The organism is Duganella paludis (genome assembly GCF_054461335.1).
On sequence record NZ_CM136922.1, the window covers coordinates 4,621,065 to 4,646,955 of the forward strand.

32 protein-coding genes and 1 tRNA gene are annotated in these 25,891 nt (G+C 61.0%); 22 read left to right on the top strand and 11 right to left on the bottom strand.

The genetic code is table 11. The features are described 5' to 3' along the window. The first annotated feature begins 154 nt into the window (after window positions 1-154). The 4 genes from ACXZ1M_RS20275 to ACXZ1M_RS20290 all read left to right on the top strand — a co-directional run bounded on the left by ACXZ1M_RS20275 (window position 155) and on the right by ACXZ1M_RS20290 (window position 3,288). Window positions 155-1,903: a methyl-accepting chemotaxis protein gene (locus ACXZ1M_RS20275; RefSeq protein ID WP_459049439.1), complete on the top strand. Its 1,749-nt coding sequence runs from the start codon at window positions 155-157 to the stop codon at window positions 1,901-1,903. Window positions 1,904-2,015: 112 nt separating this feature from the next. Continuing rightward, the gene (locus tag ACXZ1M_RS20280) at window positions 2,016-2,345 is read left to right on the top strand and encodes an energy transducer TonB (protein ID WP_373990895.1); all 330 of its coding nucleotides are present in this window, start codon (window positions 2,016-2,018) and stop codon (window positions 2,343-2,345) included. A 72-nt stretch (window positions 2,346-2,417) separates the two neighbouring features. Further along, window positions 2,418-2,765 carry an energy transducer TonB gene (locus ACXZ1M_RS20285; protein WP_373990896.1) on the top strand — a complete coding sequence of 116 codons (348 nt, stop codon included), beginning with the start codon at window positions 2,418-2,420 and terminating at the stop codon, window positions 2,763-2,765. Between the two features lie 139 nt (window positions 2,766-2,904). Further along, window positions 2,905-3,288, top strand: a complete 384-nt coding sequence (locus ACXZ1M_RS20290) for a hypothetical protein (protein WP_459049440.1) — start codon at window positions 2,905-2,907, stop codon at window positions 3,286-3,288. A gap of 327 nt (window positions 3,289-3,615) precedes the next feature. On the opposite strand, the gene ACXZ1M_RS20295 is transcribed toward ACXZ1M_RS20290, so the two are convergent. Beyond that, window positions 3,616-4,065 (bottom strand): hypothetical protein, encoded by a 450-nt coding sequence (locus tag ACXZ1M_RS20295; RefSeq protein WP_459049441.1) that lies wholly within the window; start codon window positions 4,063-4,065, stop codon window positions 3,616-3,618. Between the two features lie 177 nt (window positions 4,066-4,242). Between ACXZ1M_RS20295 and ACXZ1M_RS20300 the strand changes: the two genes are divergently transcribed. Then, on the top strand, window positions 4,243-4,647 hold the full coding sequence (locus tag ACXZ1M_RS20300) for a response regulator (protein ID WP_459049442.1): 405 nt from the start codon (window positions 4,243-4,245) through the stop codon (window positions 4,645-4,647). Here the strand turns inward: ACXZ1M_RS20300 and ACXZ1M_RS20305 are convergent. The 4 genes from ACXZ1M_RS20305 to ACXZ1M_RS20320 all read right to left on the bottom strand — a co-directional run bounded on the left by ACXZ1M_RS20305 (window position 4,644) and on the right by ACXZ1M_RS20320 (window position 8,544). Continuing rightward, window positions 4,644-4,970 (bottom strand): hypothetical protein, encoded by a 327-nt coding sequence (locus tag ACXZ1M_RS20305; protein ID WP_459049443.1) that lies wholly within the window; start codon window positions 4,968-4,970, stop codon window positions 4,644-4,646. The two genes, ACXZ1M_RS20300 and ACXZ1M_RS20305, sit on opposite strands and share 4 nt — an antisense overlap. A gap of 14 nt (window positions 4,971-4,984) precedes the next feature. Further along, window positions 4,985-5,320: a hypothetical protein gene (locus ACXZ1M_RS20310; protein WP_459049444.1), complete on the bottom strand. Its 336-nt coding sequence runs from the start codon at window positions 5,318-5,320 to the stop codon at window positions 4,985-4,987. Between the two features lie 555 nt (window positions 5,321-5,875). After that, window positions 5,876-8,137: a DotA/TraY family protein gene (locus ACXZ1M_RS20315; RefSeq protein WP_459049445.1), complete on the bottom strand. Its 2,262-nt coding sequence runs from the start codon at window positions 8,135-8,137 to the stop codon at window positions 5,876-5,878. Continuing rightward, the gene (locus ACXZ1M_RS20320; RefSeq protein ID WP_459049446.1) at window positions 8,134-8,544 is read right to left on the bottom strand and encodes a hypothetical protein; all 411 of its coding nucleotides are present in this window, start codon (window positions 8,542-8,544) and stop codon (window positions 8,134-8,136) included. Before ACXZ1M_RS20320 ends, ACXZ1M_RS20315 begins: the two co-directional genes overlap by 4 nt. Before the next feature lie 238 nt (window positions 8,545-8,782). On the opposite strand from ACXZ1M_RS20320, the gene ACXZ1M_RS20325 reads away from it, so the two are divergent. Then, entirely contained in the window at window positions 8,783-9,484 is a 702-nt protein-coding gene (locus tag ACXZ1M_RS20325; RefSeq protein ID WP_459049447.1) for a hypothetical protein, read from the top strand. A 107-nt stretch (window positions 9,485-9,591) separates the two neighbouring features. Here ACXZ1M_RS20325 and ACXZ1M_RS20330 read toward each other — a convergent pair whose 3' ends face one another. Continuing rightward, a complete protein-coding gene (locus ACXZ1M_RS20330; protein ID WP_459049448.1) occupies window positions 9,592-10,071 on the bottom strand; it encodes a hypothetical protein in 480 nt (159 codons plus the stop codon). Between the two features lie 571 nt (window positions 10,072-10,642). Between ACXZ1M_RS20330 and ACXZ1M_RS20335 the strand changes: the two genes are divergently transcribed. The 6 genes from ACXZ1M_RS20335 to ACXZ1M_RS20360 all read left to right on the top strand — a co-directional run bounded on the left by ACXZ1M_RS20335 (window position 10,643) and on the right by ACXZ1M_RS20360 (window position 14,194). Then, entirely contained in the window at window positions 10,643-10,969 is a 327-nt protein-coding gene (locus ACXZ1M_RS20335) for a hypothetical protein (RefSeq protein ID WP_459049449.1), read from the top strand. Between the two features lie 57 nt (window positions 10,970-11,026). After that, entirely contained in the window at window positions 11,027-12,421 is a 1,395-nt protein-coding gene (locus ACXZ1M_RS20340) for a hypothetical protein (RefSeq protein WP_459049450.1), read from the top strand. A gap of 133 nt (window positions 12,422-12,554) precedes the next feature. After that, window positions 12,555-12,869, top strand: coding sequence for a hypothetical protein (locus ACXZ1M_RS20345; RefSeq protein WP_459049451.1), 315 nt, complete (start codon window positions 12,555-12,557; stop codon window positions 12,867-12,869). A 70-nt stretch (window positions 12,870-12,939) separates the two neighbouring features. After that, entirely contained in the window at window positions 12,940-13,317 is a 378-nt protein-coding gene (locus tag ACXZ1M_RS20350) for a hypothetical protein (protein WP_459049452.1), read from the top strand. A 351-nt stretch (window positions 13,318-13,668) separates the two neighbouring features. Further along, window positions 13,669-13,908 (top strand): hypothetical protein, encoded by a 240-nt coding sequence (locus ACXZ1M_RS20355; protein WP_459049453.1) that lies wholly within the window; start codon window positions 13,669-13,671, stop codon window positions 13,906-13,908. Window positions 13,909-13,936: 28 nt separating this feature from the next. Continuing rightward, on the top strand, window positions 13,937-14,194 hold the full coding sequence (locus ACXZ1M_RS20360; protein ID WP_459049454.1) for a hypothetical protein: 258 nt from the start codon (window positions 13,937-13,939) through the stop codon (window positions 14,192-14,194). A 63-nt stretch (window positions 14,195-14,257) separates the two neighbouring features. On the opposite strand, the gene ACXZ1M_RS20365 is transcribed toward ACXZ1M_RS20360, so the two are convergent. After that, window positions 14,258-14,650, bottom strand: a complete 393-nt coding sequence (locus tag ACXZ1M_RS20365; protein WP_459049455.1) for a hypothetical protein — start codon at window positions 14,648-14,650, stop codon at window positions 14,258-14,260. A gap of 68 nt (window positions 14,651-14,718) precedes the next feature. Then, window positions 14,719-15,201, bottom strand: coding sequence for a prepilin-type N-terminal cleavage/methylation domain-containing protein (locus ACXZ1M_RS20370; RefSeq protein WP_459049456.1), 483 nt, complete (start codon window positions 15,199-15,201; stop codon window positions 14,719-14,721). A 194-nt stretch (window positions 15,202-15,395) separates the two neighbouring features. Between ACXZ1M_RS20370 and ACXZ1M_RS20375 the strand changes: the two genes are divergently transcribed. The 10 genes from ACXZ1M_RS20375 to ACXZ1M_RS20420 all read left to right on the top strand — a co-directional run bounded on the left by ACXZ1M_RS20375 (window position 15,396) and on the right by ACXZ1M_RS20420 (window position 23,486). Beyond that, window positions 15,396-15,578 carry a hypothetical protein gene (locus ACXZ1M_RS20375; protein WP_459049457.1) on the top strand — a complete coding sequence of 61 codons (183 nt, stop codon included), beginning with the start codon at window positions 15,396-15,398 and terminating at the stop codon, window positions 15,576-15,578. A gap of 931 nt (window positions 15,579-16,509) precedes the next feature. After that, window positions 16,510-16,773, top strand: coding sequence for a ribbon-helix-helix protein, CopG family (locus ACXZ1M_RS20380; protein WP_459049458.1), 264 nt, complete (start codon window positions 16,510-16,512; stop codon window positions 16,771-16,773). After that, on the top strand, window positions 16,770-17,030 hold the full coding sequence (locus ACXZ1M_RS20385; protein ID WP_459049459.1) for a hypothetical protein: 261 nt from the start codon (window positions 16,770-16,772) through the stop codon (window positions 17,028-17,030). Before ACXZ1M_RS20380 ends, ACXZ1M_RS20385 begins: the two co-directional genes overlap by 4 nt. Window positions 17,031-17,042: 12 nt before the next feature. Continuing rightward, on the top strand, window positions 17,043-17,513 hold the full coding sequence (locus ACXZ1M_RS20390) for a hypothetical protein (RefSeq protein WP_459049460.1): 471 nt from the start codon (window positions 17,043-17,045) through the stop codon (window positions 17,511-17,513). A 13-nt stretch (window positions 17,514-17,526) separates the two neighbouring features. Continuing rightward, entirely contained in the window at window positions 17,527-19,572 is a 2,046-nt protein-coding gene (locus tag ACXZ1M_RS20395) for a type IV secretory system conjugative DNA transfer family protein (RefSeq protein ID WP_459049461.1), read from the top strand. 13 nt (window positions 19,573-19,585) lie between these two features. Continuing rightward, window positions 19,586-22,342, top strand: a complete 2,757-nt coding sequence (gene mobF / locus ACXZ1M_RS20400) for a MobF family relaxase (protein WP_459049462.1) — start codon at window positions 19,586-19,588, stop codon at window positions 22,340-22,342. Between the two features lie 119 nt (window positions 22,343-22,461). Beyond that, a complete protein-coding gene (locus tag ACXZ1M_RS20405; RefSeq protein WP_459049463.1) occupies window positions 22,462-22,686 on the top strand; it encodes a hypothetical protein in 225 nt (74 codons plus the stop codon). Window positions 22,687-22,697: 11 nt separating this feature from the next. Next, window positions 22,698-23,015, top strand: coding sequence for a hypothetical protein (locus ACXZ1M_RS20410; RefSeq protein ID WP_459049464.1), 318 nt, complete (start codon window positions 22,698-22,700; stop codon window positions 23,013-23,015). 22 nt (window positions 23,016-23,037) lie between these two features. Beyond that, on the top strand, window positions 23,038-23,205 hold the full coding sequence (locus ACXZ1M_RS20415) for a hypothetical protein (RefSeq protein ID WP_459049465.1): 168 nt from the start codon (window positions 23,038-23,040) through the stop codon (window positions 23,203-23,205). Continuing rightward, window positions 23,202-23,486 (top strand): hypothetical protein, encoded by a 285-nt coding sequence (locus ACXZ1M_RS20420; protein ID WP_459049466.1) that lies wholly within the window; start codon window positions 23,202-23,204, stop codon window positions 23,484-23,486. Before ACXZ1M_RS20415 ends, ACXZ1M_RS20420 begins: the two co-directional genes overlap by 4 nt. Window positions 23,487-23,552: 66 nt before the next feature. Here ACXZ1M_RS20420 and ACXZ1M_RS20425 read toward each other — a convergent pair whose 3' ends face one another. The 3 genes from ACXZ1M_RS20425 to ACXZ1M_RS20435 form a co-directional block, all read right to left on the bottom strand. Next, a complete protein-coding gene (locus tag ACXZ1M_RS20425; protein ID WP_459049467.1) occupies window positions 23,553-24,125 on the bottom strand; it encodes a hypothetical protein in 573 nt (190 codons plus the stop codon). Window positions 24,126-24,165: 40 nt separating this feature from the next. Next, a complete protein-coding gene (locus ACXZ1M_RS20430; protein WP_459049468.1) occupies window positions 24,166-25,626 on the bottom strand; it encodes a DUF6538 domain-containing protein in 1,461 nt (486 codons plus the stop codon). Window positions 25,627-25,727: 101 nt separating this feature from the next. After that, window positions 25,728-25,803, bottom strand: a tRNA-His gene (locus ACXZ1M_RS20435). Between the last annotated feature and the right edge of the window lie 88 nt (window positions 25,804-25,891).

Sequence of the window (25,891 nt, forward strand, 5' to 3'; positions counted from 1 at the left end):
TGCTGGTGGAGCGTCAAATTTTGCATTCGCAGTCATTGTTTGCTACTGTCATAGCTTATTACTTAGCAGCAAGGGTTTTGTTTGAATGACGCGACCACAAGACGTGTTATTCGGGGCAACTTCTATCAACGGTGTCACTTAAGAAGACGACGAAATGAATTTAGCAAAAATGAAAGTCGGTACGCGCCTGGGCCTTGGATTCGCCCTGGTGTTGCTGTTCCTGGTGGCAGTGACTGCCGTGGGTATCGTGCGCATGGCGCAGATCCAGGACCGCCTGGATCACGTGATTAGTGTGAACAACGTCGTGTCGCGTCTGGTCGTCGACATGCGCAACAACGTCAGCGAGCGTGTCAATTCGCTGAAAGTCCTGACCATGATCGCCGACCCGGCCGACATGGAAACCGACATGAACCGCATCAAGGAACTGGCCGGCAAGTATGCCGAAGCCCAGGGCAAGCTGAGCGCACAGTTCGCGCTGGAAGCCACGCCTGAAGAAAAAGCCCTGCTGGCGACCGTCAAGGAAAGCGAAGCGATCGCCATGCCGGCCATCGCCAAGGCGTCGGAATTGTGGCTGGCGGCCAAGCCTGAAGAGGCGACCCGCGTGCTGGTCAAGGAAATCCGCCCAGCGCAGAAAAAATGGATGACCGCCCTGGATCAACTGGGCGCGCTGGAAGACAAGATGAATGCGCAGATGCAGGTTGACGCCGCCGCCGGCTTCTCCAGCGCCCGCAACTTCATGATCATCATGGGCCTGCTGGCCGTGGCGATTTCGGTGGCCGCCGCACTGGTGATCACCCGTGGCCTGCTGAAGCAGCTGGGCGGCGAGCCGGATTACACCGCCTCGATCGCCGGTTCGATCGCCAACGGCGACCTGTCGATCTCGATCAACACCACCGGCGCCGCACCGGACAGCCTGGTGTCGGAAATGCGTGAAATGCGCAACAGCCTGCGCGACATCGTCAGCCAGGTGCGCACCGGCACCGAAACCATCGGCACCGCCTCGCGTGAAATCGCCGCCGGCAACGTCGACCTGTCGTCGCGTACCGAAATGCAGGCATCGTCGCTGGAAAAAACCGCGTCGGCCATGGATCAGCTGACCTCGACCGTTAAGCAGAACGCCGACAACGCCCGTGAAGCCAACCAGCTGGCATCGGCCGCATCGGACGTCGCCGTCAAGGGCGGCCAGGTGGTGTCGCAAGTGGTTGACACCATGAGCTCGATCGACGCATCGGCCAAGAAGATTGTGGACATCATCGGCGTGATCGATGGCATCGCCTTCCAGACCAACATCCTGGCGCTGAACGCTGCGGTTGAAGCAGCCCGTGCCGGCGAACAAGGCCGCGGCTTCGCCGTGGTGGCGTCGGAAGTGCGCAACCTGGCCCAGCGTTCGGCCGGTGCCGCCAAAGAAATCAAGATGCTGATCGACGACTCGGTGGAAAAAGTCGGCGCCGGCACCAAGCTGGTCGGCCAGGCCGGCGTGACCATGGAAGAAGTGGTGTCCTCGGTCCGTCGCGTAACCGACATCATGAGCGAAATCGCCAACGCCAGCCAGGAACAGAGCGCTGGTATCGCCCAGGTCAACCAGTCCATCATCGAGATGGACAGCATGACCCAACAGAATGCCGCGCTGGTGGAAGAAGCCGCCGCAGCAGCACAAAGCTTGCAGGATCAGGCTGGCGAGTTGTCTCGCGTGGTCAGCATCTTCAAGCTGGTGGAAGGTGAAGAGCGCGCAGCAGTCGCCGCGCCTGCATTCGCCACCAAGGCAGCCGTGGTCAAGCCGATCGCAGCCGCCCGCGCTCCAGTGAAGAAACTGGCTGCCCAGCCAGCGGCCGCACCGGCAGCCAAACCGAAGAAAGTCGCCGCAGCCAGCACCGCCGGCAGCGACGAGTGGGAAGAGTTCTAAGTCGTCTTGAAAATTTTATTGCCGCAGTCTGCCGTCCGCTTTTGTGGACGAATGGTCCGCTGTGGAGTTCGTTTAACCAGTCGTTAATAACAATTCATTGGGAAATCGCATTATGAACAAGTCTGTATTCGCCGCCGTCCTCCTGTCCGCCGCCACCTCGGCTTTCGCCGCTGAAGTGCCAGCCTCGCTGAACGACAAAAACTGCAAAGCAGAGTATCCAAAAGCCTCGCTGATGAACGAAGAGCAAGGCGATGTCACCATGGCCTTCCTGGTCGGCGCCGACGGCAACGTGGTCGAGTCGAAAGTCGAGAAGTCGAGCGGCTTCAAAAACCTGGACAAGGCAGCCCTGAAAGCCCTGAGCGCCTGCAAGTTCAAGCCGGGCACCAAGGATGGTTCCGTGGCTCAGACCTGGACCAAGGTCGACTATAGCTGGAAGCTGTAATCAGTCGCATATAGGCCGTGCGCGAGCACGGCCGGCAAAGCCGGATAGATACTACACTTTTGGGGAAATCAGATGTCTACAAATAAGCGTTGGTTGAGTGTGTTCGCAGCAGTGCTCGTGTCGAGCGCCCCGGCAGTTTTTGCAGCCGAAGTACCAGCTAGTTTCGATGCGAAAAATTGCAAGGCTGAATACCCGAAAGCGTCCCTGATGAATGAAGAGCAGGGTACGGTCTCGATGTCCTTCCTGGTCAAGCCGGACGGCAGCGTGGCCGATTCCAAAGTGGACAAGAGCAGCGGCTTCAAGAATCTGGACAAGGCGGCCGTCAAAGCCCTGAGCGCTTGCAAGTTCAAGCCGGGCACCAAGGACGGCGCACCTGCCGAAACCTGGACCAAGGTCGACTACGCCTGGAAGCTGGACTGATCCGCTTGTGCCACAGCAAAAAGGAACCGCGTGCGGTTCCTTTTTTTTCGGCTGTCACAACGGTTGTAATAAACTGTAATGGCGAGCGAAACGTGCCGGACTTCCTTATATAGTACGATCTGGATAGAGGAGAATCGCCATGAAAACCATCGTTGTTGCAGTTGCCGCCCTGGCGGCGTTGACCGGCTGCGCGACGCAGCGTCCGAATTACTACGCGCCCGCCGCCGTGCAAGACCCTTACCAGTGGCACACCGTAGCCGTGATGCCGTCCGGTTCGGAAACGCGCTCGGGCACCTGGACCGAGGAGTTGCCGGCCCAGCAACCTGCGCGCGTGGCGTATGGCAGCCAGCCGGTCTACACCACCACCTACGTGGCGCCACCGGCTTACTACGCGCCGGCGCCCGTGTATTACGCGCCAACGCCGTCTTACTACTACCCGCCGATCGCGCTGGGCCTGAACTTCTCGTTCGGCCGCTGGTGCTGCGGTGGCCGTGGCGGACGCGGCTACTATCGCCACCGCTGAGCGGTCGGCAAGCGCCAATAAAAAATCCCGCTGTCGCCTGAAGAGGTGACAGCGGGATTTTTTTATGGGAACGGCTTAACGCAGCACGTAGATGGAAGCGGTGTGCAGCACGTTCTCGGAGCAGAGTTCGTAAGCGGAGGCGCCCGCAACGGTGATCAGGAAAGCGCCAAATGCGATATGAAGATAGCGTGCCATGACGTGCTCCTGAAAAGAAAGGGTTGGGGAACTGGAATGACTCCAGAATAGTCCACAGCCTGTCTTTCCGGCATCAGCCAAATGTCCATCGCAGTGTAGGACAACTGCTTGTCTTCTATCCTTTCAACAACTTTATTTGGTTTTCCAGAGCGTGATCGGGCTGACCGGCGCGGTGTCGAGCGCGTTGGCGGTTTCCAGCCATTGCTGCAGGCGTTCCGGCTGCTTGAGGTGGATGCCCATGCCGTCGATGACGCCGACCTGTTCCAGCATGCCGGCGTTGATTTTGGCTTTGGACACGGTGGGTGCGCCCATCACCATGCGGTCGTAGGCCTTGCGCGCCTTGTTCTCCCACTTGTGCAGGCTGCTGTCTTCGAAGCGGTTGCTTTCGAAGTACACGGTCAGCGTGCCGTCGGGATTGCCGAAGCCGACGATGCCCGCACCCATGCGGATGTTGGCGTTGGTGCCGGCGTCGAAGGTTGGGGTAGGGACGAAGACGGCCGCGCGGCCGTCGATGTCAGGGCGACCGATGGGCGTATCTTTGCCATAGGTGCTGACTTCGGTGATGGTTTTTTCTGATGACATGACTTCTTGGATTCAGGAGAGGCAGGCAGGGTGCTGCGGCTTTGCATGGGAATGCAAACAATGATTCCATTGTAGCGTTAACCTAGTTCCAACGGGCAATAGCAGGAGTTAAAAAGTTGTAACGATCGGCCCAGGCCTTGCGCTATAGTTTGGAGAGGATAGTCAGTGGAGGATCGCATGCCAACACACCAGCCATTGCGCGTTTTCATTATCGACGACAACGAGATGACCCGGGGCCTGCTGCGGGTCATCATTCAGGGTGACGACTATGACGTCGTCGGCGACGCCGGCACGGCCGAAGCCGCGCGCCTGCGGCTACGCTCGCAGCGCGCCGACATCATCTGCCTGGATGTGGTGATGCCAGACGGCGACGGCTTGACCCTGCTGAACTGGATAGGGGGCAAGCAGCCGCAAGCGGCCGTGCTGATGGTCACGGCCAGCACCGACCGCAGCACGGTGGAGCAATCGTTGCGCAGCGGCGCCAAAGGCTACATCGTCAAGCCGTTCACGCCGGGCGCGGTGATGGACACACTGGACAAGATCGCCGCCCAAATCAAAGCCCAACGCACCGGCCAGGCTTAGAGAAAGCGCGCAAAGGCGAAGCCGGCGCTGAGGAGGAGGGCGGTGAACCCGGCCATACGCCACGTGAGCTGATACACCGCATTTGAAAGCTCCGCCTTGGTGGCGAAGGTCTGCAGCGCATGGGTTTGAAACGCTAGCTGGTTGGCGGCGAGGACATCCAGCTTGCCGACAAGCAGGGCTATCTCCTCCTTGGTCACATAGTTGGACTTGATGACCTCGACTGCGGTATACAGTTCGTTCATGGTCGCGGTCGTTGCTGTCGAAGGTGGAGGGCCATCTTCCGGTTGCTCGGAATCGATGTCAAGCAGGCTCTTATTTGCCATGATGGCCTCCGCTTTCAAAGAAAGCGCGCGAAGGCGAAGCCGGCGCTGAGGAGCAGGCTGCCGAATGCGGCCATGCGCCAGGTTTGGAGGTTGATGGCGGTGGCCAGTTCTTCCTTGGTGGCGAAGACTTTGTACATCATCTCGGTATGCGTCTTGAAGGCCTGATCGATGTGGGTCTTGAGGGCGAGTTCGATTTGGGCGGGCATCGCATCCAGCTTGCCAGCCAATACGTTGACCGTGCCATTCAAGGTGGCCAGTTCTTCCTTGGTGGCATAGTTGGACGCCATGACCTTCACCGTAAGCGTGAGCTCATTGAGTGCTGCGTTATCGGATTCAGATTGGGGAGTCATGGCTTTATCCTCCGATTGCTTCATTTGGTTGTCAAGCAAGCTCATGGGGCGCATGGCGGCCTCCTCGCTGGGTATTCAGGCAGCGTAGCTGTGCGATGGCGAGGGCGGCTAGAGGTGGATCAAACGTGCGGGGCCTGAAACGCAAAAAGCCCAGTCAGAGACTGGGCTTTTCACTTCATTCTTTGGGGTGGCTGATGGGGCTCGAACCCACCTCGCCAAAAAACCTCTTGAAACCCGCGCCAATGCTCACTCTCGCAAAATCCAGCGGTTAAAAAAGTGGTGTCAAGTGGATGACAAAAGTGGATGACACCGGCAGCAGTATAGCGCGGGCCGACCTAGAGCGTGCCAACATTGTCAACACGCCCACGAACGGGTCTTTTTGCCATTCTTTGCCCAGCCAACCGCCACCAGCACCCACCCCACAGGCACCCCGCAGAACCCCGCCAAAATCCCGCAAAGAGCACGCAAGGAGAGCGCAGCGCGAGCGCGATCTAGCGCAAAAGAGGAGAGGGGACGGCGCAGCGCCATCCCCTCCCACTCAACAGCCCGCCGCCGTCACGTCTTGGGCGGCTCGCTCGGCGGCGCCTTCGACGGCTCGCTGGCCTGTGCGGGCTTTTCCGCCTTCTCCTGCATCGCGTTGGCCTTGGCGTCCGCTGCCGGTGACGCCTCCCCCGGCGCGCCTCGCGTGGGCGCCTGTCGCTGGCGGGCCGCCGATGCGGTCATGCCCTGCAACGCTTTACCCGCACTGTCGCCGACGTGTCGGCTCGCAGAGTCCGCGCCAGCCCCGCCAGTCTTCGACAGTCCGCTCGCGGCCTCGCCGAGCTGCTCGCGCCCGCCACCGATCCACCGGAGAATCTTGTCGGGGATGACGGAGACGGCGGAGAAGCAGAAATGGAACAAGAACACCATCGAGGCGAAGTAGATGGCGACCATGGCGAAGCTCGTCCCCAGCCCGACCACGCTCCCGGCCATCGCCATCTTGAACGCAGGGAAAAATATCCCGTTGAAGCCCTGGACGACAATGTTGAGCAGCGACAGCGACACGATGAAGCCGAGCACGATCAACGCTGGCCGCATCACTACGCCAACGAGGAGCATGTAGCCTTGGCGCGCGCCTCCGGAAATCCCATCGCCACCGGGAAGCAGGTGCATTACGCCCCACAGCGGCGCCGCGATGATGGCCTCTGCGCACAGCAGCAGCCAACCCACGAAAGCCCCGAAGAACAGCAGGAACGGGGCAAACGGCAGGTAGACCGCAATCCCCGCAGCGAAGACGAGCAGCGTCGAGCAGAAGGCGACGAGCAGCCATCCCACAGTAGACATTGCGCCCGATGCAGCGCCCGCTGCGGCGGTGGCGGTCCCGACGCTGACGACGTTCGCAAGCTGGCCGAGCACGCTGCCATTTTCCGCGCGAACCGCCTCCGCGCCCGCCGTCATGAGCACGCCACCGGCCAAGCCCGCCTCGGCGCCGGTCATCAAGTAGTCGCCGAAGTCCTTGACGCTCATGAGTGCATTTCGGTCGGTGTCCGCTTGCACAACTTTCGCAATCCAGTCGCCGCCAAAAATCCAATTCATCACCTTCTGAGCGCCTTGGGCCAGCGGGTCGCCCGTGTTGCCAAGCTGCGCCGCCGCGTTGGCCGTCGCCTCGCTCGTCGTTTGCGTGAACACGCCGCGCCGCTGCAACTGGTCGAGCGTCGCAAAGTATGGCGCCATATCGGCGGCGACGCCGCCAAGCGTGCCTTGCGCCCGCACCGCCGTGGGCGTGTGCGCGACCGCTTGGGAGACGGCATCTTGCAACTGCACAGCTTTCAAAAAAAGCGTCCCGGCCAGCGCCCAGCCGTCCGACTTCGCGGCCTCCAAAACCGTGCTCATCGCCTCGTCGTTGCCAAACACGCTCGACGCCGAGGCCGCCACGCTGGCTTGATAGGCCAAGATCGCCGCTTGCATGTCGCCCGCCACATCGGGCGCCGAGCCGCCGCTCTTGGTGAACGCGACGACCTTTTGAGCTGTCCCCGCAAGCTTCGACTCCATCGCGCCGAGGGCCGCGATGTGGGCTTGCTCCAATGACGACAACGCGGCGGGGCTGAAACTCGTGGCCCCGGTCACGCTGCCGCCACCGACCTCCATTTTTTGATAGTTCACGCCGCCGCATTCGCTGCCGCCGTTGAGTCCGTAGACGCGAGCGCCTGGCCCCATCGCGGTCGCCGCCATGTCGCCATTGCTGATCGCGGTCGCGTCCTTCATCAACTCATTGTAGGCTGACATGCAAACCTCGGATTGCAAGATGCTCAACGCGAGCGCGGTGACGTTGGGCAAGCGCGACTTGGGCGCCAACCCCTGCGGCGTGGTGTATGCCGCCAAGTATGTGTTCCAAACATTGTCCGCCAAGCCAACGCTCTGCGAAATCAGGAAGCCGACGAGGAGCTGGGCGACGCAGTAGCCGCCCGACACCGGCACCACAAGGCCGACGCCGAGAATCGTGCGGATGGGGAGCCACAGGCTTGACCACTGCCGCCCGAGGACTTCGCCATCGTGCGCCGTTTGCATCGTGCCAGCTACCAGCGTATAGGCCGCAAGCAGGCCGCCGAGCGTCAGAGCGCCCGCGTTGAAAATGCCAATCGCTTGCTCCAACGGGCCGCCGCTGCCGCCGCACTGGGAGAACAGTGAGCCGAAGATTGGCACGAGGTAGTCGCTCATCGACTTGTCGGAACAAGACACCTCAAACAACTGCGGGGCGGCGCTTGCAAGGCCGGGGGAGAGCAGGGCGGCCAGCGCGCCAAGCCATGCGAACGCCCGCGAAATTTTTTTGGTCTTCATTTCGCGGCCCCCTCGTCGTTGGCGCTCGCCCGGTCGGTGCGAGTCAACTGCCAAAGCCGCTCTTGCCGCTCCTCCTCCGCCTTGGCCTCTGCGCGGGCGCGCAGCCAAGCGGCCTTGCGCTTGGCGCGGTCCTCCGCATCCTCCCGCATAAATCGCTGCGTAGGGCGGCAATAAAACTCCCACTCGAGCGGGCTGGCGTGCCATAGCTTCACCAGCGCGAGCGCGCCAAACAGCGACAGCGGGACGACAAGCCAAACGCCGTCAAAGCGCAGGCGGTCGCTGGGGATCAAGCTCACAGCGAGCGAGAAGGCCACGAACGAGGCGAAAAGCGAATCGCGCAGAACCGACCACGGGGCCGCGCGGGTCTCCCTGATGATGTTGCCGACGAGGTTGCGATACGTCTCCATTTTTTCCTCCGCTTGTTTGAAATTCCTACGAAATTTCTAACAAAGCGAAGGCCGGGGAACAACGAAAGCACCTCGACAATTCGACCGACGGGGAGCAATCCGAGGGGCGGCAAGGCGTCAGCAAAAAAGGCGCAGGCCACGCGCCGAACGGACGCGCAAAAACGCTTGGAGAGCCTTTACAGCACTGCGCGGCGCTGAGAAGCTGAACGCAAGAACAACAACAAAGAGAGGCCGCGCCATGGAACTTTTGGAAATCGTCACCGCCGAGAACCTCGCGACGGGGCGCGCATTCTTGCGCGTCCCTTACGAAATCCGGCAGAACTTTAAAGACACTTTTGCAACGTGGAAGTGGCACCCGGACGAAAAGCTTTGGAGCGTGGACGACAGCGAGCGCGAGAAGCTGGCAAGCTGGTCGCAGCTCGTCAAGCCGCTGGCGGTCGAGTCGGCGGACAACACGCGCCGCCACTTGACTGCAAAGCAGATCGAGCGAGCCGAAGTAGAGGCCGCCGCAGCGCTGGAAAAACTGACCGCGCTCAGAGGCGAGCAAGACACCTTGGCCGCGCTAAAAGTCAAGCTCGCGCAAAGCCTGATGGTCTTGCAGCAGCGAGCGGAGGAGGTGGACGCAGTGGAGGCGGGGCTAGACTTCGAGCGCCAGGAGCAGGCTCGCCACCAAGCCGACATTAACGCGACCCTTGGGCGGTTGATCGACTTGCAGGCGCTGCGCAAGGCGGTAGACGCAATGACGTTGTTGGAGGCGTCAACGAACCGCAGGGATATGGAAGAATGGCGGATGGCCCAGCTTCAAATCGTCATCGCTCGAAACGTTATGGCCGAGGCCGGAATCCGCTTGGAGGCGCTTGACTTCCTCGCCGAGTCGCGCGAACCTATTCGCAAGATGGCGCCGGGGGCTTGGTTTAACCTCACGCGGTCGAGGGCTTGACGTCTCCGAAGTTGAAGCAGCAGCACGGCAGCAAAAGCAGCGGCATTTGGAAGTTGGGGAAAGAGAAGGGCCGCGCAAGCGGCCCTTTTCCATTCAGGTGTTGGCAATCAGTGGCGAATGGGCGGGCAAACTCGCGCCAACTCCTCACGCTCATGCAGTGACGCAGCCGCCGCGCGGATGCTCGCGGCAATGTCCGCATGCCCGAACTCCTCGGCGATCCGCTCCGCCGACGCCCCGGCCTCGTTCACGGCGCCAAGGTCGCTCATCGGAATCAGCAAATCGACAAGGGCGGCGGCCCCGATGCGCGCGGCGAACATGAGGGCTGTCCAACCCCTCCGGCCCCGCCATTCCCGCATGTCCTCGCCGCTCTCGATCATGCGCCGAACCCAGCGGCCCGCAAGCCCCGGCACGTCGGCCCCGCTGCCACGCCACTCCGAGCGCAGCGAGAGGGCGGCAAGAACGTCATAGCGCACCGGCTTGCCCGAGAGCGCCCGGAAGCTCGCGCCGACTTGAAGCGTCTCGACAAGCTGCGCGGCCTCGTCCGTGCCACCCCCGAGCAGCGCCCGAAGCGTCGCCTCTGTTGCCATTCCCGTTCCTCCGAAATCGAGCGCAGCCAGGCCACGCAAAAAAGATGAATAATTAATTATGCCTTTTGGCAACGCTTTGTGCTAGAGGCTTGCGGCCCTCCTGCATCGCTCTGGCAACTTGTCAATCCCGCCCAGCAGGCTCCGGCACTATTGACAGCTTACACGGGAAAAAATTATTAAATTAATCTCGAAATGGATAATTAGGCGTAATTAACTCACCCCATCAAACCCTCCGCAATGCCAGCGAAAAGACCACAACAAAGCGGGCGAAAATCAGCAAATAAACCGTAGTCAATTGTAGACAGCTTTTTGCAATTTCCTCCGAATTTTTCCCCGCAGGAAAAACGACGGAACAGAGAGGGCGATTAGGGCGAAAACGTCGTAAGGGTCTCTCTGAGCGCGTTCGTTTTCATGTAATACGACAAAACGCCATCTTTTGAAAATCTCGCAATCAATAGCAAAAATCGACCGCCCGTCGGCTCGCCTTGAAAATAAATCGTAGACGGCTTGCGCTTTGTCTCCGATTTGAGAAGGTGAAGGCATCAACAACACAACGACGAGGGGAGACGAAATGGCACAACAGAAAAATCCACACTTCGCGGAATTCGAGGCCGCTAGCCTGCCGCTGCGCTTCGCTTCTCAGTCTGGTGGCCGCTCGCGCGTCTACTGCGGCGCCGACTTCGTTGAGTTCTTCGGCAACAAGTGCAACGCCCGCACGCTGGCAAAAAAAGCCGAGACGGTAGGGGAGTGGACACACCTCGGGCGGGCCTTGGCAGAGCTGGCGGCGCAGCGCAGCATGGCCGAGAGGCTCGCGCAGAAGGAAAGCGCGGAGCTTTGGTCGGTCGCGCTCGCGCCCTGCGGCCAAGGCATGAGCTTCGCGACAGGCTTTCGCCTCTAATCCGACACTAACAGCGGCGCCACGGAGCTCCGCCAAATTCACAAAACAGGAGGCAACATGGCACGCAGCAAAAAAATCGAAGTGAAGTTTAAAGACGGCACGCCGATGAAGATGGACGACTCGGGCTTTGCTCGCTTCTTCGCGACGAACTCCGAAGCCGCTGCAAATCATGGCGCGGCCCGCTCGATTCTTAGCCAGAGCATCAACCGCTTGGCGTGGCGCGGAGATTCCGCAGTCCCGCCAGGATCGCCCGCCGCCGACATTCTCGAAGCGTTCCGCAAGCATACGAACATGCCGCTCGAACTGCCCTGGGCCTGCTTCCTTTTCTACCTCTCGACCTATCTGCACAACGAGGGCGTGCGGCTCAAAATCAAGACGCCAAACGGCGGCGGCTTCAATGTGACTCCTGAGGTTTGGTCGGTAGCGCTCGCCCCCAGCGGCTCAGGCAAATCCTTCGCGCTCCGGCACGTCAGCCACGGCGCGCCCTTCGGCGAAACCATCTCGGGCATTGCCAGCGGCGCCGCGCTCATCTCCGAAATGGCGAAGAACGAGGACGCGGGCAAAGCCAACGCGATGCTGGTCGATGAGTTCGCGCAGCCGCTCAAAGCGATGGAGGAGAAAAATTCGCACTTGGCCGACGCGAAAAAATATTTGCTGCTTGCCTACGACGGTGGAAAGATCGATAGGACGACGAAGGCCGAAACGATCATCTTGGAAAATTCGCGCATGCCGTTCCTTGGCTTGAACGTGGACGAGACTTTTTTCCTCGCGCTCTCGTTCGAGTCTCTGCTAGACGGCTTCGCGCAGCGCTTCATCTATTTTATCGCCAAGCCGGACCCCGAGCGCCCATTCTACGAGTTTCCATTTTACGACGAGGACAGCTTGCAGGCGGCGTCGGAGGGCGCTTGGGCGAGAATCTTGGCGACACCGCTGCATGACGAATACACCTACTCGCCTGGCGCGCTGGAAGCCTACAGCGAGGAGTTCCGGGCGCTGGGCAAGCTCATGCACGACGATGGCTTGGTCAATGCGTCATTTTTCCGCCGGATCATGCAAGCAACCCACAAATTCGCGCTTCTCATGCACATCATTATGGGCGATGGCTCGGCGGAAGTCTCGAAGATGGCGATGGGCTACGCCATTCGGCAGACGCGCTTAAACCTCATCGACGCGGCCACGCTGATCGCGGCAAAGTCTCCGAAGGCCACGGAAATCATGTCTTCCATTGACGACTTGGCCGAGCGCTTGGCGGCGAAGGGGGAGAGCTTGACCCCTCGCACAATTCGCCAATACGTCCGCGACGCTCGCGATGAGCCGGGGCTTGCCGAGACGCTGATGGCCGCCCACTCGAACGGGCGCGGGCAGACCGTCAACCCCAGGCGACGCGGGAGGCCAACCAAGGCGGAGGCCGCCGCAAGAAAAGCTGCAGCGGGTGGCGCTGTCTCCGATTGATTGAGCGCAGGGATGCCGCAACCGGCCCGCCAAATTCCATTGATCGGATTAATTCGTAGACAGCTTGCGTTTTGTCTACGGTATGAGAATGTAGAAGCAGCCAAACAAAAACACCACGAGGAGGGAGCACAAAATGGACGACAAGAAGCCGCAGGACTCGAAAGAGGGGGGCGAGTATTTGGCCGCAACGCTCACGCAAATGACCGGCTACCCGCCAGAATTTTGGATCGCGCTCAATGCTCTGGTTTCACCCGAGCACTTCCCGCGAAGCCACTACGAGGGCCAGCTTGGAAAGCTGCGCGAGTTTGGCTTGTGCGAGCAGGGCAGCGAGAGGGCCACGCCCGCCGCCGCTTTTGCCGCGTCGCTCGGTCGCGCATTGCTTTGGAGCGAGATGGAGCGGCGCATCGCAATGCGGGCCGGAATTGAGGGTGGGATGTTGATGATGTGACGACCATGCGGCGCTCCGGTGCCGCCCGATTCACGCCCCACAAAAACAACAACAACAGGGAGCCACTACCATGCCACTCACGCTCGACGAACTCGAAGCGCTCGAAATCTGCACCGCCGTCAGCGCGGCCACCTGGAACGCCTTGGCCGAACTCTGCCGCCCGCTGGCCGGAGCGCCCATCCCCATCCCCGACGCCGCTTGGGCCGAGCTGCGCACCATGGATTGGGCCGACATTGACGACGCCGACGGCATCGCCGCCACGGAGGAGGGCGCGCACGCCCTAGCCGTCGCTCGCGGCATGCTAGTGGCGGTGCTCGCGCTGCACGAAGCCGAGGAGCTGGCCGGAGTCTGCGCGGCGGGGCGAGAGCGGCGGGCTTTGAGCCGAGAACCACAAACAGGGAGACGACATGGAAGCGAAAGCGAAGAAGCCAAGGGCGAAGGCGATTAACAAGCATTGGGCGGCAATGGAGGCGGCTGGCCTGCGCTTTGTCATGCAGCAAGCCGGAAACCAATACGAAGCGGGGTGTCCAGTCTGCTACGGGCCGAGCGACGATTGCGACGTCAGCTTGCACTGCCTTTTTTCAAGCTCCTATTGTCGGACACTTCACGGCCAAGACGAACTCCTCGCGGCGGCCAAATATAGACAAGCGCCACCCGGCTCGCGACATGACAAGCAAATGGGCGAAATTCTCGCGAACTGTCACAATCTGCAAGTCGCACTGGCCGCAACCGAGGCCGCAGCGCTGGCCGCAGCCACCCCCGAGACAGCCCTCCCAGCGCCCCGCCAAAGGGGCAGGCTTTGAACCGCAAAACCACAACGAAAGGAGACGACATGGAAGGCAGGAAGATCACGCAAGGAATCGCAGCAGCCGACGGAAAGGGCCGCAACGTCTTATCCGTCCAAGACTGGGAGCGGGCCAAAGAACTCTATAGCGAGCACCTCGCGACACTTCCCCTTTCCGCTGCTTCTCTCAAAATCATCGTGCGGAAAGCCGCCGAACAAATTGAGCAGCCGCCCCGCAAGAGCCGCAAGCTTTGACCCCAACAACACACCCAAGAAGGCAATCATGGAATGCAGAGGAATCACGCGAGGAATCGCCACAACGGACGGCAAGGGCCGCCGCATCGTCTACGTCGAGCAAGAATGGGCCGCCGTCCACCGCTGCCCCGCATGCGACGAAGCGAGGGCGGCGGCGGAGTCGGCGAGGCGGTTGGATGCCGCCAAGGAGGCGAAGGCCGCCGCACCGCTCTCCCGCTGGAACCTCGCTGGGGCGGGCGTGGTGGTGGCGTTGATGGGCGTCTATGCTTGCTTGCTGCTGCGGTGACTGCGGGCGAGGACGAAAAAAAGGCCGCGTTTGCGGCCTTTTGTTTTGGTGCTTGCGGGAGGCTTACTTCTTGCCAGCGACCGCCGCCGCCGCTTGGACGATTGGATTGCCCGCACCCGCCGCCCCGGCTCCTTTTGCTGCCGGAACAGCATGCGGCCCCGACGGCGCTGCCGCTGGCGCCTTTTTCGCAAAGTATGCGCGGACCATGCCATCGCTAACCGTCCAGCCCTTGCCGTTTTTGTTGATGACCTCTGCGATCTGCGCGGTGGTCCAGCCCTTGGCCTTCAGTGTGTCGAGACTCTTGCCGAAGTCGCGCTCGAGGATGCCAGCTTTCGTCAGAGCAGCGGGCGGCCCCGACAGTTCCGCCGCAGCGAGGCCCTCGCTAATAGCTTTCATCACATCGTCGCTGTATTCGGTTGCCGCTGCCACTTGCTCCGGGGTCGGTTTTTTTGCCATTTCGTTTTCTCCGTTGAGTTATTGGACTGCGCCCTAAATATAGCGCGCAGTTCCATTTCTAACAACAATCATTTGGCGCAAGCGATGCTCACTTGAGCGGTGGCGGTCGCCAGATTGTTGTCAGTGAGCGTGCAGAGCGCGACCCATCCATTGGTGTTCGAGCCTGCCGCGCAGTTGCCGTCGGCGCCCGCCTGTGCTCCGCCGAGCGGGGCGATGGTGTATTGCGACACGTCCACGGGGGAGGACATCATCTTGTTGATTAGCGTCAGGTCGCAAGCGTTCGCGGTGTTGACGGGGACGGCGTTGGTCGGCGTGCCGTTGGCGGCGGAACTCATGCGCCCGGCGAAGTTGATGGCCGACGCGCTGGAAATCGCGCCTGCCGTCGCCTTGGCGGAGGCCGTCCGCGCGTCGTCGCTGATGCTGACGAACTTGGGTAGCGCGATGGCCGACAGGACTCCGAGGATAACGATGACCATGACCAGCTCAATGAGCGTAAAGCCTCCTTGGTCGGCCATTTTTTTCAGCGATGGGCGGGCGTTTTTCTTGTTCATTTTTGAGTCTCCTTGGGATGTTGGTGGAACGCTTTTAGCCTCGCGCAATGCCCGCAGCCGCGCAACGGGACGCCCTCGCCACCGGGCGGAAAGATTTTTTTTTCAACTCCAAACGTGCTTTTGCGAGTGTCGTGATGCGAATAATTGAAGCGAGCCAAGGCATTCGCCACGGCCACCACCAAGGAGCCTCAAATATGAGCAAGACCACCACCCCTTACCGCTGCGACTTGCAGCGCCGTCCCGTCATCGTCGTCCGTCTCTACCAAGAGGCGGGCGGCATAGGGGAGGACGACATTGCCCAGGTGCTCGTCGGCGCGCGGTGCTCGCATGCCCCGGCCTGTCCCGACCGGCATCGCTGCCCGCTGCGGGACGAGTGAGCCGGCGCCGGCTCGCCCAGGTCGGCACCGCCAGGCAGCACCAGGCGGACTCGAGCGATTGGAGCCTGGGCGGTGGTCGGCCACCTCGGCGGCGATTTTCGCGCCATGCCTGAGGGGCTGCTGCGGACAGCCTGCGGACACCCTGCGCCGGGCTTGCGGATCAACGACAGCCCCCCCGCCCCGGAGGGGAGCGATTCGCCATCTGTCGTCAGGGGCCGGGGAGGAGAAGCCACACCACCCCGGCCCCATCCTCTGAGCGTCTGGCGCTGCGGCGACCGTCAAGGGCTTTCGCGGCATATCCTCGCCCCGATGGGGCTGCGGTATTCCACGTCCATTGACAGCCGCCTACGCTCGAAGGGCAGAACACAGAGGCCACGGCCAAGGCCAGAGCGAAGCGAGGGCCGAGGCACGGGGCGCGGGCTGGCCGATGGCCGCCCGCTGACCCCGCAGAAGCAGAGGCAGAGACTTGGACACAAGACCCACCTGAGGGTGAATGCGAAACGCGCGACAAACCCAACACGCGCGCCACAATTGCACGACGCACCGCCCAGGCGAAAACCCGCAGCCCGCCCGCGTTTGCTGGGCGTTGTGCTCCGTTTGTATGACAAGCCACGCCGCCGCGAAAAGCGTCATACGCCGATGCGCTACAAACGGCAAGGAAAAACACTGGCAAAGCGTTGCCCCGTGCGGCTTTGCGGGCGTGTTACGGCCAAAACGTAACACCGCAATACGCCGTGTATCGGATTTGTAGCGCGCCGGAATTGACGTTGCCGCGACCCTCTGAGAAGAATAAGACAGCGAAAAAGTGAGAGGGAAAAGGCGTAGCAAACCCGACGAATGCAAAAGCCGGGGTTTGCGTTACAGAAAAGCCGATCCCCACGGGTAAAGCGCCGACGCGAGAAGCTTCAAGCCACGAGCAGGAGGGAGAGCAATGAGCACGACCGAAATTATTCAAACCAGAATCAGCCGCCGCCTTGGGGTTGAAATTGACGCCGCCGCTAAGCGCGAAGGCAAGACCCGATCCGCGATTATGCGGGAGGCCGCCGAGCAATATCTGAGCGACTCGCGGCTTGCCGCGCAGATCGCCAAGGGCCAAACAGATCTCGCGGTGCGGCTGGCTTCGCTGGGGACGATGCTCGAAACGATGGGGTTGCAGGTCTCCGATATTCACGAACTAACGAGGGGCGGGCAATGATTGAGAAGAACATTGGCGACAGCTACGACGCGGAAAGCCTCGAAGAAATTGACACGTTCGAATCACTGGCGAGCGCGGTCCTTGAGCGGGACTACTACGCCGAAAAGCTGGAAATGTTGCTGGAAAAGCTTGGCGGGGTGATTCTCGAATTGCGGGACGACGAACCCCGCCAGCGGCAGCTCTTGCGCATATTTTTTGCGGCAGACGAAGCCAAAGCCAACGCCTTTTGGATGCGGAACTTTGCGGCAAAAAAATGAGGAGGGCGCGGAATGGAATCGGAAAAGCCTGCTGTCTGGTGCTTGGGAACTGACATAAATTTAGCGAACGACGTGCGGCGAATTTACCCGACTCGCTTCGCCGGAGTGTTCGCCATTGTCTTTCTTTTTGTCGGCGCCGTCGCGTTCGCCGCGCTGTCCAAAATTCCTCCGAGCGCGATGGCCGAGCCGCCCGCCCGCATCGCCGTCGCCGCCCTGCAAATCGTCGCTTGGAAACTCAGCGGCGGCCATCTCTGGCCCATCGCCGTCCCTGGCGTGCTGCGAGCGCTGGCCCCGGCTGGCGCTGTCGCTGTGGTGGCGGCCAAGGCGATCTTGGCGGCCTGCCTTGGAACGTGGGCGGCGTGGAAACTCGCACGCGGAGCGCTAACCCCGAGGGACGGTTATCGCCACATTCGCGGGAGCCGCATCTACAAAGGTGAGGAGGCTAAGCGGATTCTCGCGGACCAGCTTCGCCTTAAAAATTGAGGAGCACGGAATAATGAGATTGCGTGCACCGATCCGCAAGCCCATCCGTTTCATCCACCCCGATTTTAAGAGTGTGGCCCGGTCGCAGCTCGGCAACGGAATGCTTGTGTTTGGAAGCCCCGGCAGCGGCAAAACCTCCATCATTCTTCCCTACGTCCGACAACTGATCGAGGACGGGGAGAAACTTCTAACGCTCGACGTTAAAGCTGAGCAGCGCCAAAAGCTTGGCATCCCGTTCCTCGCGCCCTGGCTGCGCGGGTCGCTTGTGCTTGACATTGGCAACACGATCACGACCAAGCCACAGGCACAGATGCTCGCCAACCAGCTTATTGCGGTGAACGAGAGCGACAAAAATAAGGTGTGGCAGAAGGCGGCTAACAGCGTTGGAGCGTCACTAATTTTCGATCTTGTCGAGAAAATGCCGGGGCGTTGGGGCTGGTCCGACCTCGCGGATCAACTTGAATTGAGCGTGGAGCAGTGGGCCGCGCTGATGGCGAGGGTTGCGCCGGAAAGTGCGAAAATTTTGGAGGGCGCTGCGGAGACTTCGGCAAGCGTCGCGTTTAACGTTGTCACCAGCTTGCGCAACCTTCGCACTGTCGCTGACCAGTTCGCCGAGGCCAAAAAATTTGGCGGCAAGACGTTCAGCCTCGCGGGCTGGCTGCGGGAAAAAGACTACCCCATCCGCCAAGTGATTTTGCAAGTTGATGAGGAATACGCTGCGAGCATGGGCTTTATTGTCCCGTTCATCATCGAATATATTGCGAGCCAAATCAGCGGACTCCCGAACAACATCAGTGATCCCAAATACATCTTCTTGGACGAGTTCGCGCAGCTCCCGGCGATGCTGTCGCTTCGTGTGCTCTACGAAATCGGGCGGAGTAAAGGCTTTTATCTGCTGCTTGCTTTGCAAGACTGGGCGCAAGTCAAAGAGCGCTACGGCGAGCACATCGCCGCAATCCTCTTTTCCGCCGCCTCGCTCAAAATTATCGCGCAGACGGGCATCGGACACAGCCAAGCCGAACTGGCGAATTTGATGGGGACGCAAGAGGTTGCATCAGTCAACGTTTCGCAAAGCCATGGCGGGCATTCGCTCGGCGCCGCGCCGAGCACCTCCACAACGTTCGCGAACACCATCCGGCCTCTGCTGCTTCCGAGTGAGCTTATGAGCACCATTGGGCCAGGCGACTACATCCCAAACCCGATCCCAGGTGGCGACAGAATTCCGACCATAATCCGCGCCTACTTCCAAGCCATGAGCGGGGACTTATTTCTTCTAGACTGGCCCGTTGTTCACTTCCCCGAGAAGGCCAGGGCGGCGCAAAAGCTTCCCGGCCAGCACCCTCGCGCGGAGTTCCTGCGGGCGTTCATGCGCGACGAAAGCAAGAGGCCGTCGGAGCGCATTCGGGCGGCGGTCGGCTGCAAAGACCTTGGAATGACGTGGCAAGACGTGGCGGGCCTGCTGTTCTCAGATGAGTGGCTGACGGATGACGAGTGGGCAAAGCGCGATCCGAAAGCGCCGCGCGTGGCTGTCGAGAGCGCCATGGCCGCGATGGACGCGCGAGGCGAGCCGGTGAGGATCAAGCGGCAACGCTCGCAAGCGGTCGCGGCAGTTCTCCCGACCGAGCCGAGCGAAGAACCAAAGAAAATGGCGAGCACGGCGCAAGCCTCTGGCGGCTTCGACATTGACGACCTGATCCGCGACCACCGCGACGAGCGCGGGCAAAAGGTCTACACCGGCACCGGGACAACGCTGCGGTTTGAGGGGTTGCAGCGTGAGGCGGCCGCCCCAACGCACGAGGCCGCCGAGGCCGTCGAAAAGCTGGCGCATATGGCCGAGGCGGCGGGCCACTTGCTGCCACACGCCGCCGAGGCCGCGCACGGCCTTGGGCTGGTTCATCACGCCCTCGAGGTCGTTGAGGCGCTCGAACCGAAGGCCACCCCGGCGCCAATCATGACGCCCACCGCAACGAGCGAGAGCGACGAGAAGCAGCGCAGGGCAAACCCGTTGCTTGCGGCGGCGCGGGCGAGAAAACAATCGACACCGAAGGCCGAGCAGTGAGGAGTAGCGCGACATGATGAGCAAGCCATACACGATCAAGAAGGGCGGCAATACTGTCGAATACCTCAAAGCGACCGAGTATTTTATCAACGCCGACGGCACCCAGCGCGACGCATCGCACTGGCAGGGAGCCGGGGCCGAGGCGCTGGGAATCGCAGGCAAAGCGGTGGACGCGGAAGCCTTCGAGCGCGTGCTAGATGGCTTCGCGCCCGATGGCTCGCGACTGACAAAGAACGCGGGAAGCGAGCGGCGCGAAAAGGTCGGCTTTGATTGCGTCAACAGCCCACCCAAGTCCGTCTCCCTGGCCATGGCCTACGCTTCGCCGGAACTGCGCGACGCGATCATTAAAGCGAGCGAGCAGGCCAACGCCGAAAGCGTCAAATACTTGCAGGACAATTTGACGATCCGAACGGGCAAGGGCGGAGCGCACTTGGAGCCGTGCGCGGGCCTCGCCGTCGCCACGTTCACGCACATGACGAGCCGAGCGCTGGACCCGCAAATGCACCACCACAACGCCATGGCGGCCATGGCGATGCGGCAGGATGGGAGCTGGGGCAGCATCGACGGCGCGGAGCTGCTCGCGCACTACAAAACAGCAGGAGCGATCTACCAAGCTCAACTGGCGAAGAACTTGAACGCCATGGGCTTCCAGATCGTCCCGGACCAAAAGAGCGATTTTGCTTTCGAAGTGGCGGGCTTTACCGACGAGGCCAAGGGCGAGTTTTCGCAAGGGCGTAAAAAGGTCTTGGACTATCTCAAAGCGCGCAACCTCGATCCCAAGAACCGGGACGCGTGCGACCGGGCGGCGAAAGCTGTGCGGGAAGAAAAGCACGAACCGGCCTTCGGCGATCTTCTCGCGGTGTGGAGGGCGCGCGGCGAGCCGCACGGCCTTGACGCCACTGCCATCGACGGCCTGCGCACCGGCATCAAGCAGACGCCGACCATCGACGGCGCGGCGATCCTCGCCGAGCTGACGGAGCAGCAATCCGTTTTCGAGCGCAAGGACGTGCTGCAAGCCGTCGCCATCGCGGCGGGCCGTAGTGGCGGAATGACGCGCGCGGAAATCGAGGCGGCGACCGACAAAATCCTTTTTGGCGACGCCTTCGCGCTTGGCGAGCACGTCAAGAAAAGCGACCGCATTACGAGCGGCTTGCTTGCCTCCGCACCTGTCAAGCTTGGGACATACCACCCCGAACAAGCCAATATCGGCAGGCCGCCGCAGAAGCTCAAAACGCGCCACCTCTACACCACGCCCGAGGCCATCCGCGAGGAACTTGGGCTTATGCTCGACTTCCGCGCGGCGAGCGAAGACAAGATGCACGACCGGACGGCGGGGCAGGTCGCGGAGGCGCGCGCGAAATACGAGGCCGAAATGTCGGAAAAGATCGGCAAGCCTGTGAGCATGAAAGCGGAGCAGGTCACAGCCCTGGAACACGTCGCGACCGCTGGCCGCCATGTCCTCATCAACGGGCTTAGCGGCACCGGCAAGAGCTTTACGATGGGCGCAGTCCGAGCCATGGAAGAAGCGGCAGGCCAGCGAGTCATCGGCGTCGCGCTCGCAGGCAACGCAGCGGCGGGACTCAAAGAAGGCGCGGGCATTGCGGAAGGCGGCACGCTCGCCAAACTTCTCAGCGACGCGCGGCGCGGCAAGATCACGCTCGACGCAAAAACGACCATCATCCTTGACGAAGCCGCGATGGTTGGCGCTCGCCAGTTCCGGCAACTGCAACGCCTTGCGCCGGAATCCAAAATCGTCATCCTCGGCGACCGTCTCCAATATCAGAACATCGAGCGCGGGGCGTGGATGGGTGGATTGCAGGATTTGGGTTTCAAAGTCGCGGAGCTAAACGACATTGAGCGCCAAAAAATCGACTGGCACCGCAACGCGGTCTTGAACCTCAAAGACGGGCGCGGGGCGGAAGCCTTGGAGGCATTTCGCGCCAACGGCCAAATGATTTTTGAGAACTCGACCGACGAGGCGCTCAAACGCATGGCGCGCGACATTGCCGACGACTCGACGGACTGGACGCAGAAAATCGGCATCGTCCCGACGCACGAAAAGGCGGGCATCGTCAACGATGAAGTCCGCCGCCTGCGGATCGAGCGCGGCGAGCTTAGCGACGAGGCGCATTGGGTCGAACTCCAAACCTCGCAGAACGCGCCCAAGGTCTTGCGGGAGCTGCGCGAGGGCGAGCGCTTGCAGTTCAAGAAGACGAGCGCGGTCCTCGGCGTGAACAATGGCGAGGAGGCTACGCTAACCGGCATCACCCGCCACCGAAACACGGGCGACGCAGTTTTGCACTTGCTGCGCGACGACGGCAAGCAGATCGCTATGGCGTTGAGTGAATACGACGCCTTTACATACGGCTACGCAGGGACCGGCAACAGCAAGCAGGGCGCGAGCAAACACCACGCCTACACCTTCCTCGACCCCGACAGCTTGAACAAGCAGGCGGCTTACGTCATCGCGTCGCGGAGCAAGCAAGAGACTTGGCTTTACGGGACGACGGCGGATTGCGAGGACACCGCCGACGCGCTCGCCAACCTTGGCCGAGCGATGAGCCGAGACGGCTCGAAGGACTGGACGCTTGACTATTTGACGCCAGAGCAGCGGGAGAGCTTCGGCGCCAAGCTGGACGCCAAGGCCGCGACCGCCACGGCGGCGCCGACCATCCCCGCGCCAGGTCAACGCCAGGCGACGCCGGAGCCAAAGGCGTCCACGGTGGCCGCTCCGACGACGCCCGCGCCTCGCATGGTGGCCCGCATGTGAGCCGCTTGACGGCGTGGCGGAGGGCCGAGCGCGGCGATAGGCTGGAAGCATCAACAACAGGAAAGGAGGGCCGGAAAATGTTTGGGTATCGGACGCTTGTGCGGCGCTGGCGCAACAACATGGATTGGGAAGAACTGTTGGAGGGGCGGGCGGAGTTCGACCGCGTGATCTGGGAGCACCGTCGCCGCATCGCCAAGAAGCGGGAGCGGCGCGAGCGCGAGCGCTTCGCCGCCCAGCTCCTCAAGCGGGCGGAGGGCGACCCCGACGAGCTGGCCCGCTCATTGAGCTGGCACCCCTGGCTCGCGGAATTCATCGAAGCCGAACGCGCCCGGCGCGACAACTGACGGAGGCGGCCATGGGCGTGTTTTCGCTTCTCGATTTTTTCTTTATGGCGCTAGGCGTGCTGTTCGCCTTCGCGCTCATTCGCCTCGCCATCGTTGCCGAGCTGCGGCCCGCCGACGTGCTCCCAGTGCTGCAAGTCGCCGCCCGCTCTTGGCGAGAGTCGGCGCGCGAGCTGCTGGGCAATCATCTCTTGCACCGATGCGACAACGATGCGGAGAGGATTAGGGCGACGTTGGCCGAGCGTCCATGGTTGCGCGACATGCTCGCAACCGAAGGGCATTGGCTGCGCCTGGAGCACCCCGGCGCCTGCGAGCTGATGGGCAACGACTGACGACAACAAAGGAGGGCAAGAGATGGATGGAATGGACTGGTTTTGGTGGGCGCTGGTGGCCGCGTTTGCGGTCGGCTTGCTCATCGGTGTGCGGGCCTACATCGCGAGCGCGATGCGTCTGCGCGAGGTCATGCCGGAGCAGCGGCGGCAGGAGGCGGCATGGCTGCGCAGCATCGTGGGAGGCAAATGATGGCACTCGACAACCACCCCCGGCTACCCCGCGAAGACCAATGGCGGCCCATCTACGTCGAAGACCCGCCAGCGAGGCCCGACCTTGTTGCGGCGATCTATTTGCAGCGAGGGAGCGGCCCCGATGTGGAGATTTTCAGCGGCGTCAAGGCGGACAGCAATCCGTCGCCGGAGCTGCTCGATTATTGGTTTTTCAGAACGTTCGAGCGAGCAATGGCGGCAGCCCACAGCAAGACCATCGCAGAGCAGAAGGCGCAGGCGGCGACCGGCCTGCGCTGGTGATGCGGGCGAGTCCGCAGACGACGAGGGCCGCAATCGCGGCCCTTGTTTGTCTCATGGCGAAGTCGGTTAGGTGTGCTCGACCACGATTCGCTCTGCTGCATTGGCTGGCCCTTGGGTTTCCAAAATCGTGAGGCTTTCAAGTTGACCAACGAGGTTCACAAGGTCTTGAAACATGGCCGACTCGCCATCGCCTTCTTTGGCGACAAAGACATAGGTGTTGATCCTGTCGCCCGGCTCAACATCATGGCAGTTGGAGCCCTCCAGCAACGAGGATACGACCGTAAATTGATCTTTGACCATGCCCACAACGTTCTTGTGCGAGATCGGCAACGCCAGATCGCCGAGCCGTTGCGTTGCGATTGCCTTGATGGTGGCGACAAGAGGCGACGCCGAAAACGTGACCGCATCGCCGTAGGTCGCCATCCAGTCGAAATCATTTTCGCCGATATTGCGGCTAACCAGCTTTGGCTCCTCGCTCTCGCCCTGGTAGTTGATGGAGACCCCCAACGCTTGAATTATTGGGCCGGTGACGCTCCAATCTGTCGTGTATGCTCGCTCCACGCCCTCAAAGAGCGCGGCGCCGACAACATCAAAAGCGCTGTCTTTGAGGTCTTCCATGGTGACGGATATTTGCAGCATGTTCGCCTTTCGGTGAGGTTATAGGTTGTTGGTGTGCAGCTTATTTTAACGTCTCCGATTTGCGGGCGTTCGCGGCTTCTCGCTCCGCAATTCGCTTCGCGATCACTGGCAAGAAAGCATCGGCGGGAAGCTTCAACGCGGAAAGCCGCAAGCTCTCGTATTTGAGCTTGTTGATCGCTGTTTGCAGCTCGGGGACGGTCAGCTTGTCAATGTGCGTGTAATCGACATGGGCATCTGTCACGGTGAAAATGTCATGGCCCACCATCGCCCGCTTTAATCCCTCGTTCACGCCCTTGCCCGTCAACGCAGTGACGACGGTGTGGCGGAACGAGTGGAACACCTTCAACGGGTCAACAATGTCAACGCGCGGATGGTCGAGGTAGTTCCCGAACGTCCTGCACATATTTTTTTTGTAGCCGTTCTTGCCGTCTTGCAGATGGGGGAACAGCTTTTTATAGCCCGCGACGCGCAAGCAATCAACGTAGTCCAAGAAGCCCAGCGCGATCAACTCATCGTGTATCGGAATGCGCCGCACGGCGTTGGCGGTCTTGCCTTTTAAAATATTGATGATCCACACGCCTTTGACCGCTTTGATTTGAGCAAGGTCCAAGCTCGCAATCTCCTCGGCCCTTGCGCCCGAAAAAAGCGCGAGCAGCGGCCCCCAATACAGATCGGGCTGTCTCATTTTTCGGAGGTATAGCGTCGGCTCGAACATTTTCCGAAGCTCGTCATCGTCGAACGGCTTATAGGACTCCGCCAAGTTGGCCGCGCCCTCGATGTGCAACTTCGCTGCGGGGTTGACCATGTTCGCCTGCTTGTTGTTTATGCAGTATTCAAAAAAATTATGGAGGATGGTTATCTGGTCGTTGATCGTCGTGGCCGCGCGTTCATCTTCAAGCAGTCTAGATTTAAACGTCGCAACGTCCTCGGGCCGAACCATCGCAACATCGACATTCCCCTTGAACGCGATAAACGCTTTGAGCACTCCCCGATGTTTGGCGAGCGTGGACGCCGCAAGCGTCGATTTTTTTTCCAGTTCGTAATCTGCCTTGGCGACTGCGAGGGTTGTCCCGCACCGCGACGAGGGCAGCACATCGACCGCTTGCGTTGCGAGTGCTCGCATTTTTGCGTGGTCTGCGACGATGGCCCGCGCGGCCCTCGCCTCCTCGGGCGTGTCTGTCTCTACGTGCATTTCCCCATTAGGGAAGTAGCGGACAAGCATTTTGTGCACGGTGCTATCGTGCATGAATGCGAGCAGCTCCTCGCCCTGCTTGTCGAGCAAAGTTTGCTCTTTTGCGGCGGCTTTGGACTTTGCCATAAAAATCTCCAGTTGAGCGGAAAGCAGCAGGGCGGCATGGCGAGCCGTGTTGGCGTCCTTGGTCCGCAAGCTGCGACGGATTTCTTTTTTCTGAATGGTAACACGCCATGCCAAAGGGACAATATAGCGAAAATAGAACACGCCGCAGCGGTCGCGAATGAGGCGGGGGGTCTTGATGCTCATAGCTCTAGCTCCTCGAGAGTGGGGGAGCTGGATGAGCGAAGTGGATGATGGCAAAACAAAAAGCGGCCTGGAGGCCGCATTCTGACTGAATCTAAGAGATTTGGGGTGGCTGATGGGGCTCGAACCCACGACAACAGGAATCACAATCCTGGACTCTACCAACTGAGCTACAGCCACCACTGTCTTACTTCCGCTTTTCAACTAGTGCTGAACAACGAGCCAGAATTATACAAGCCGTTGTGCAATCCTGCAAATTTAAATTGAA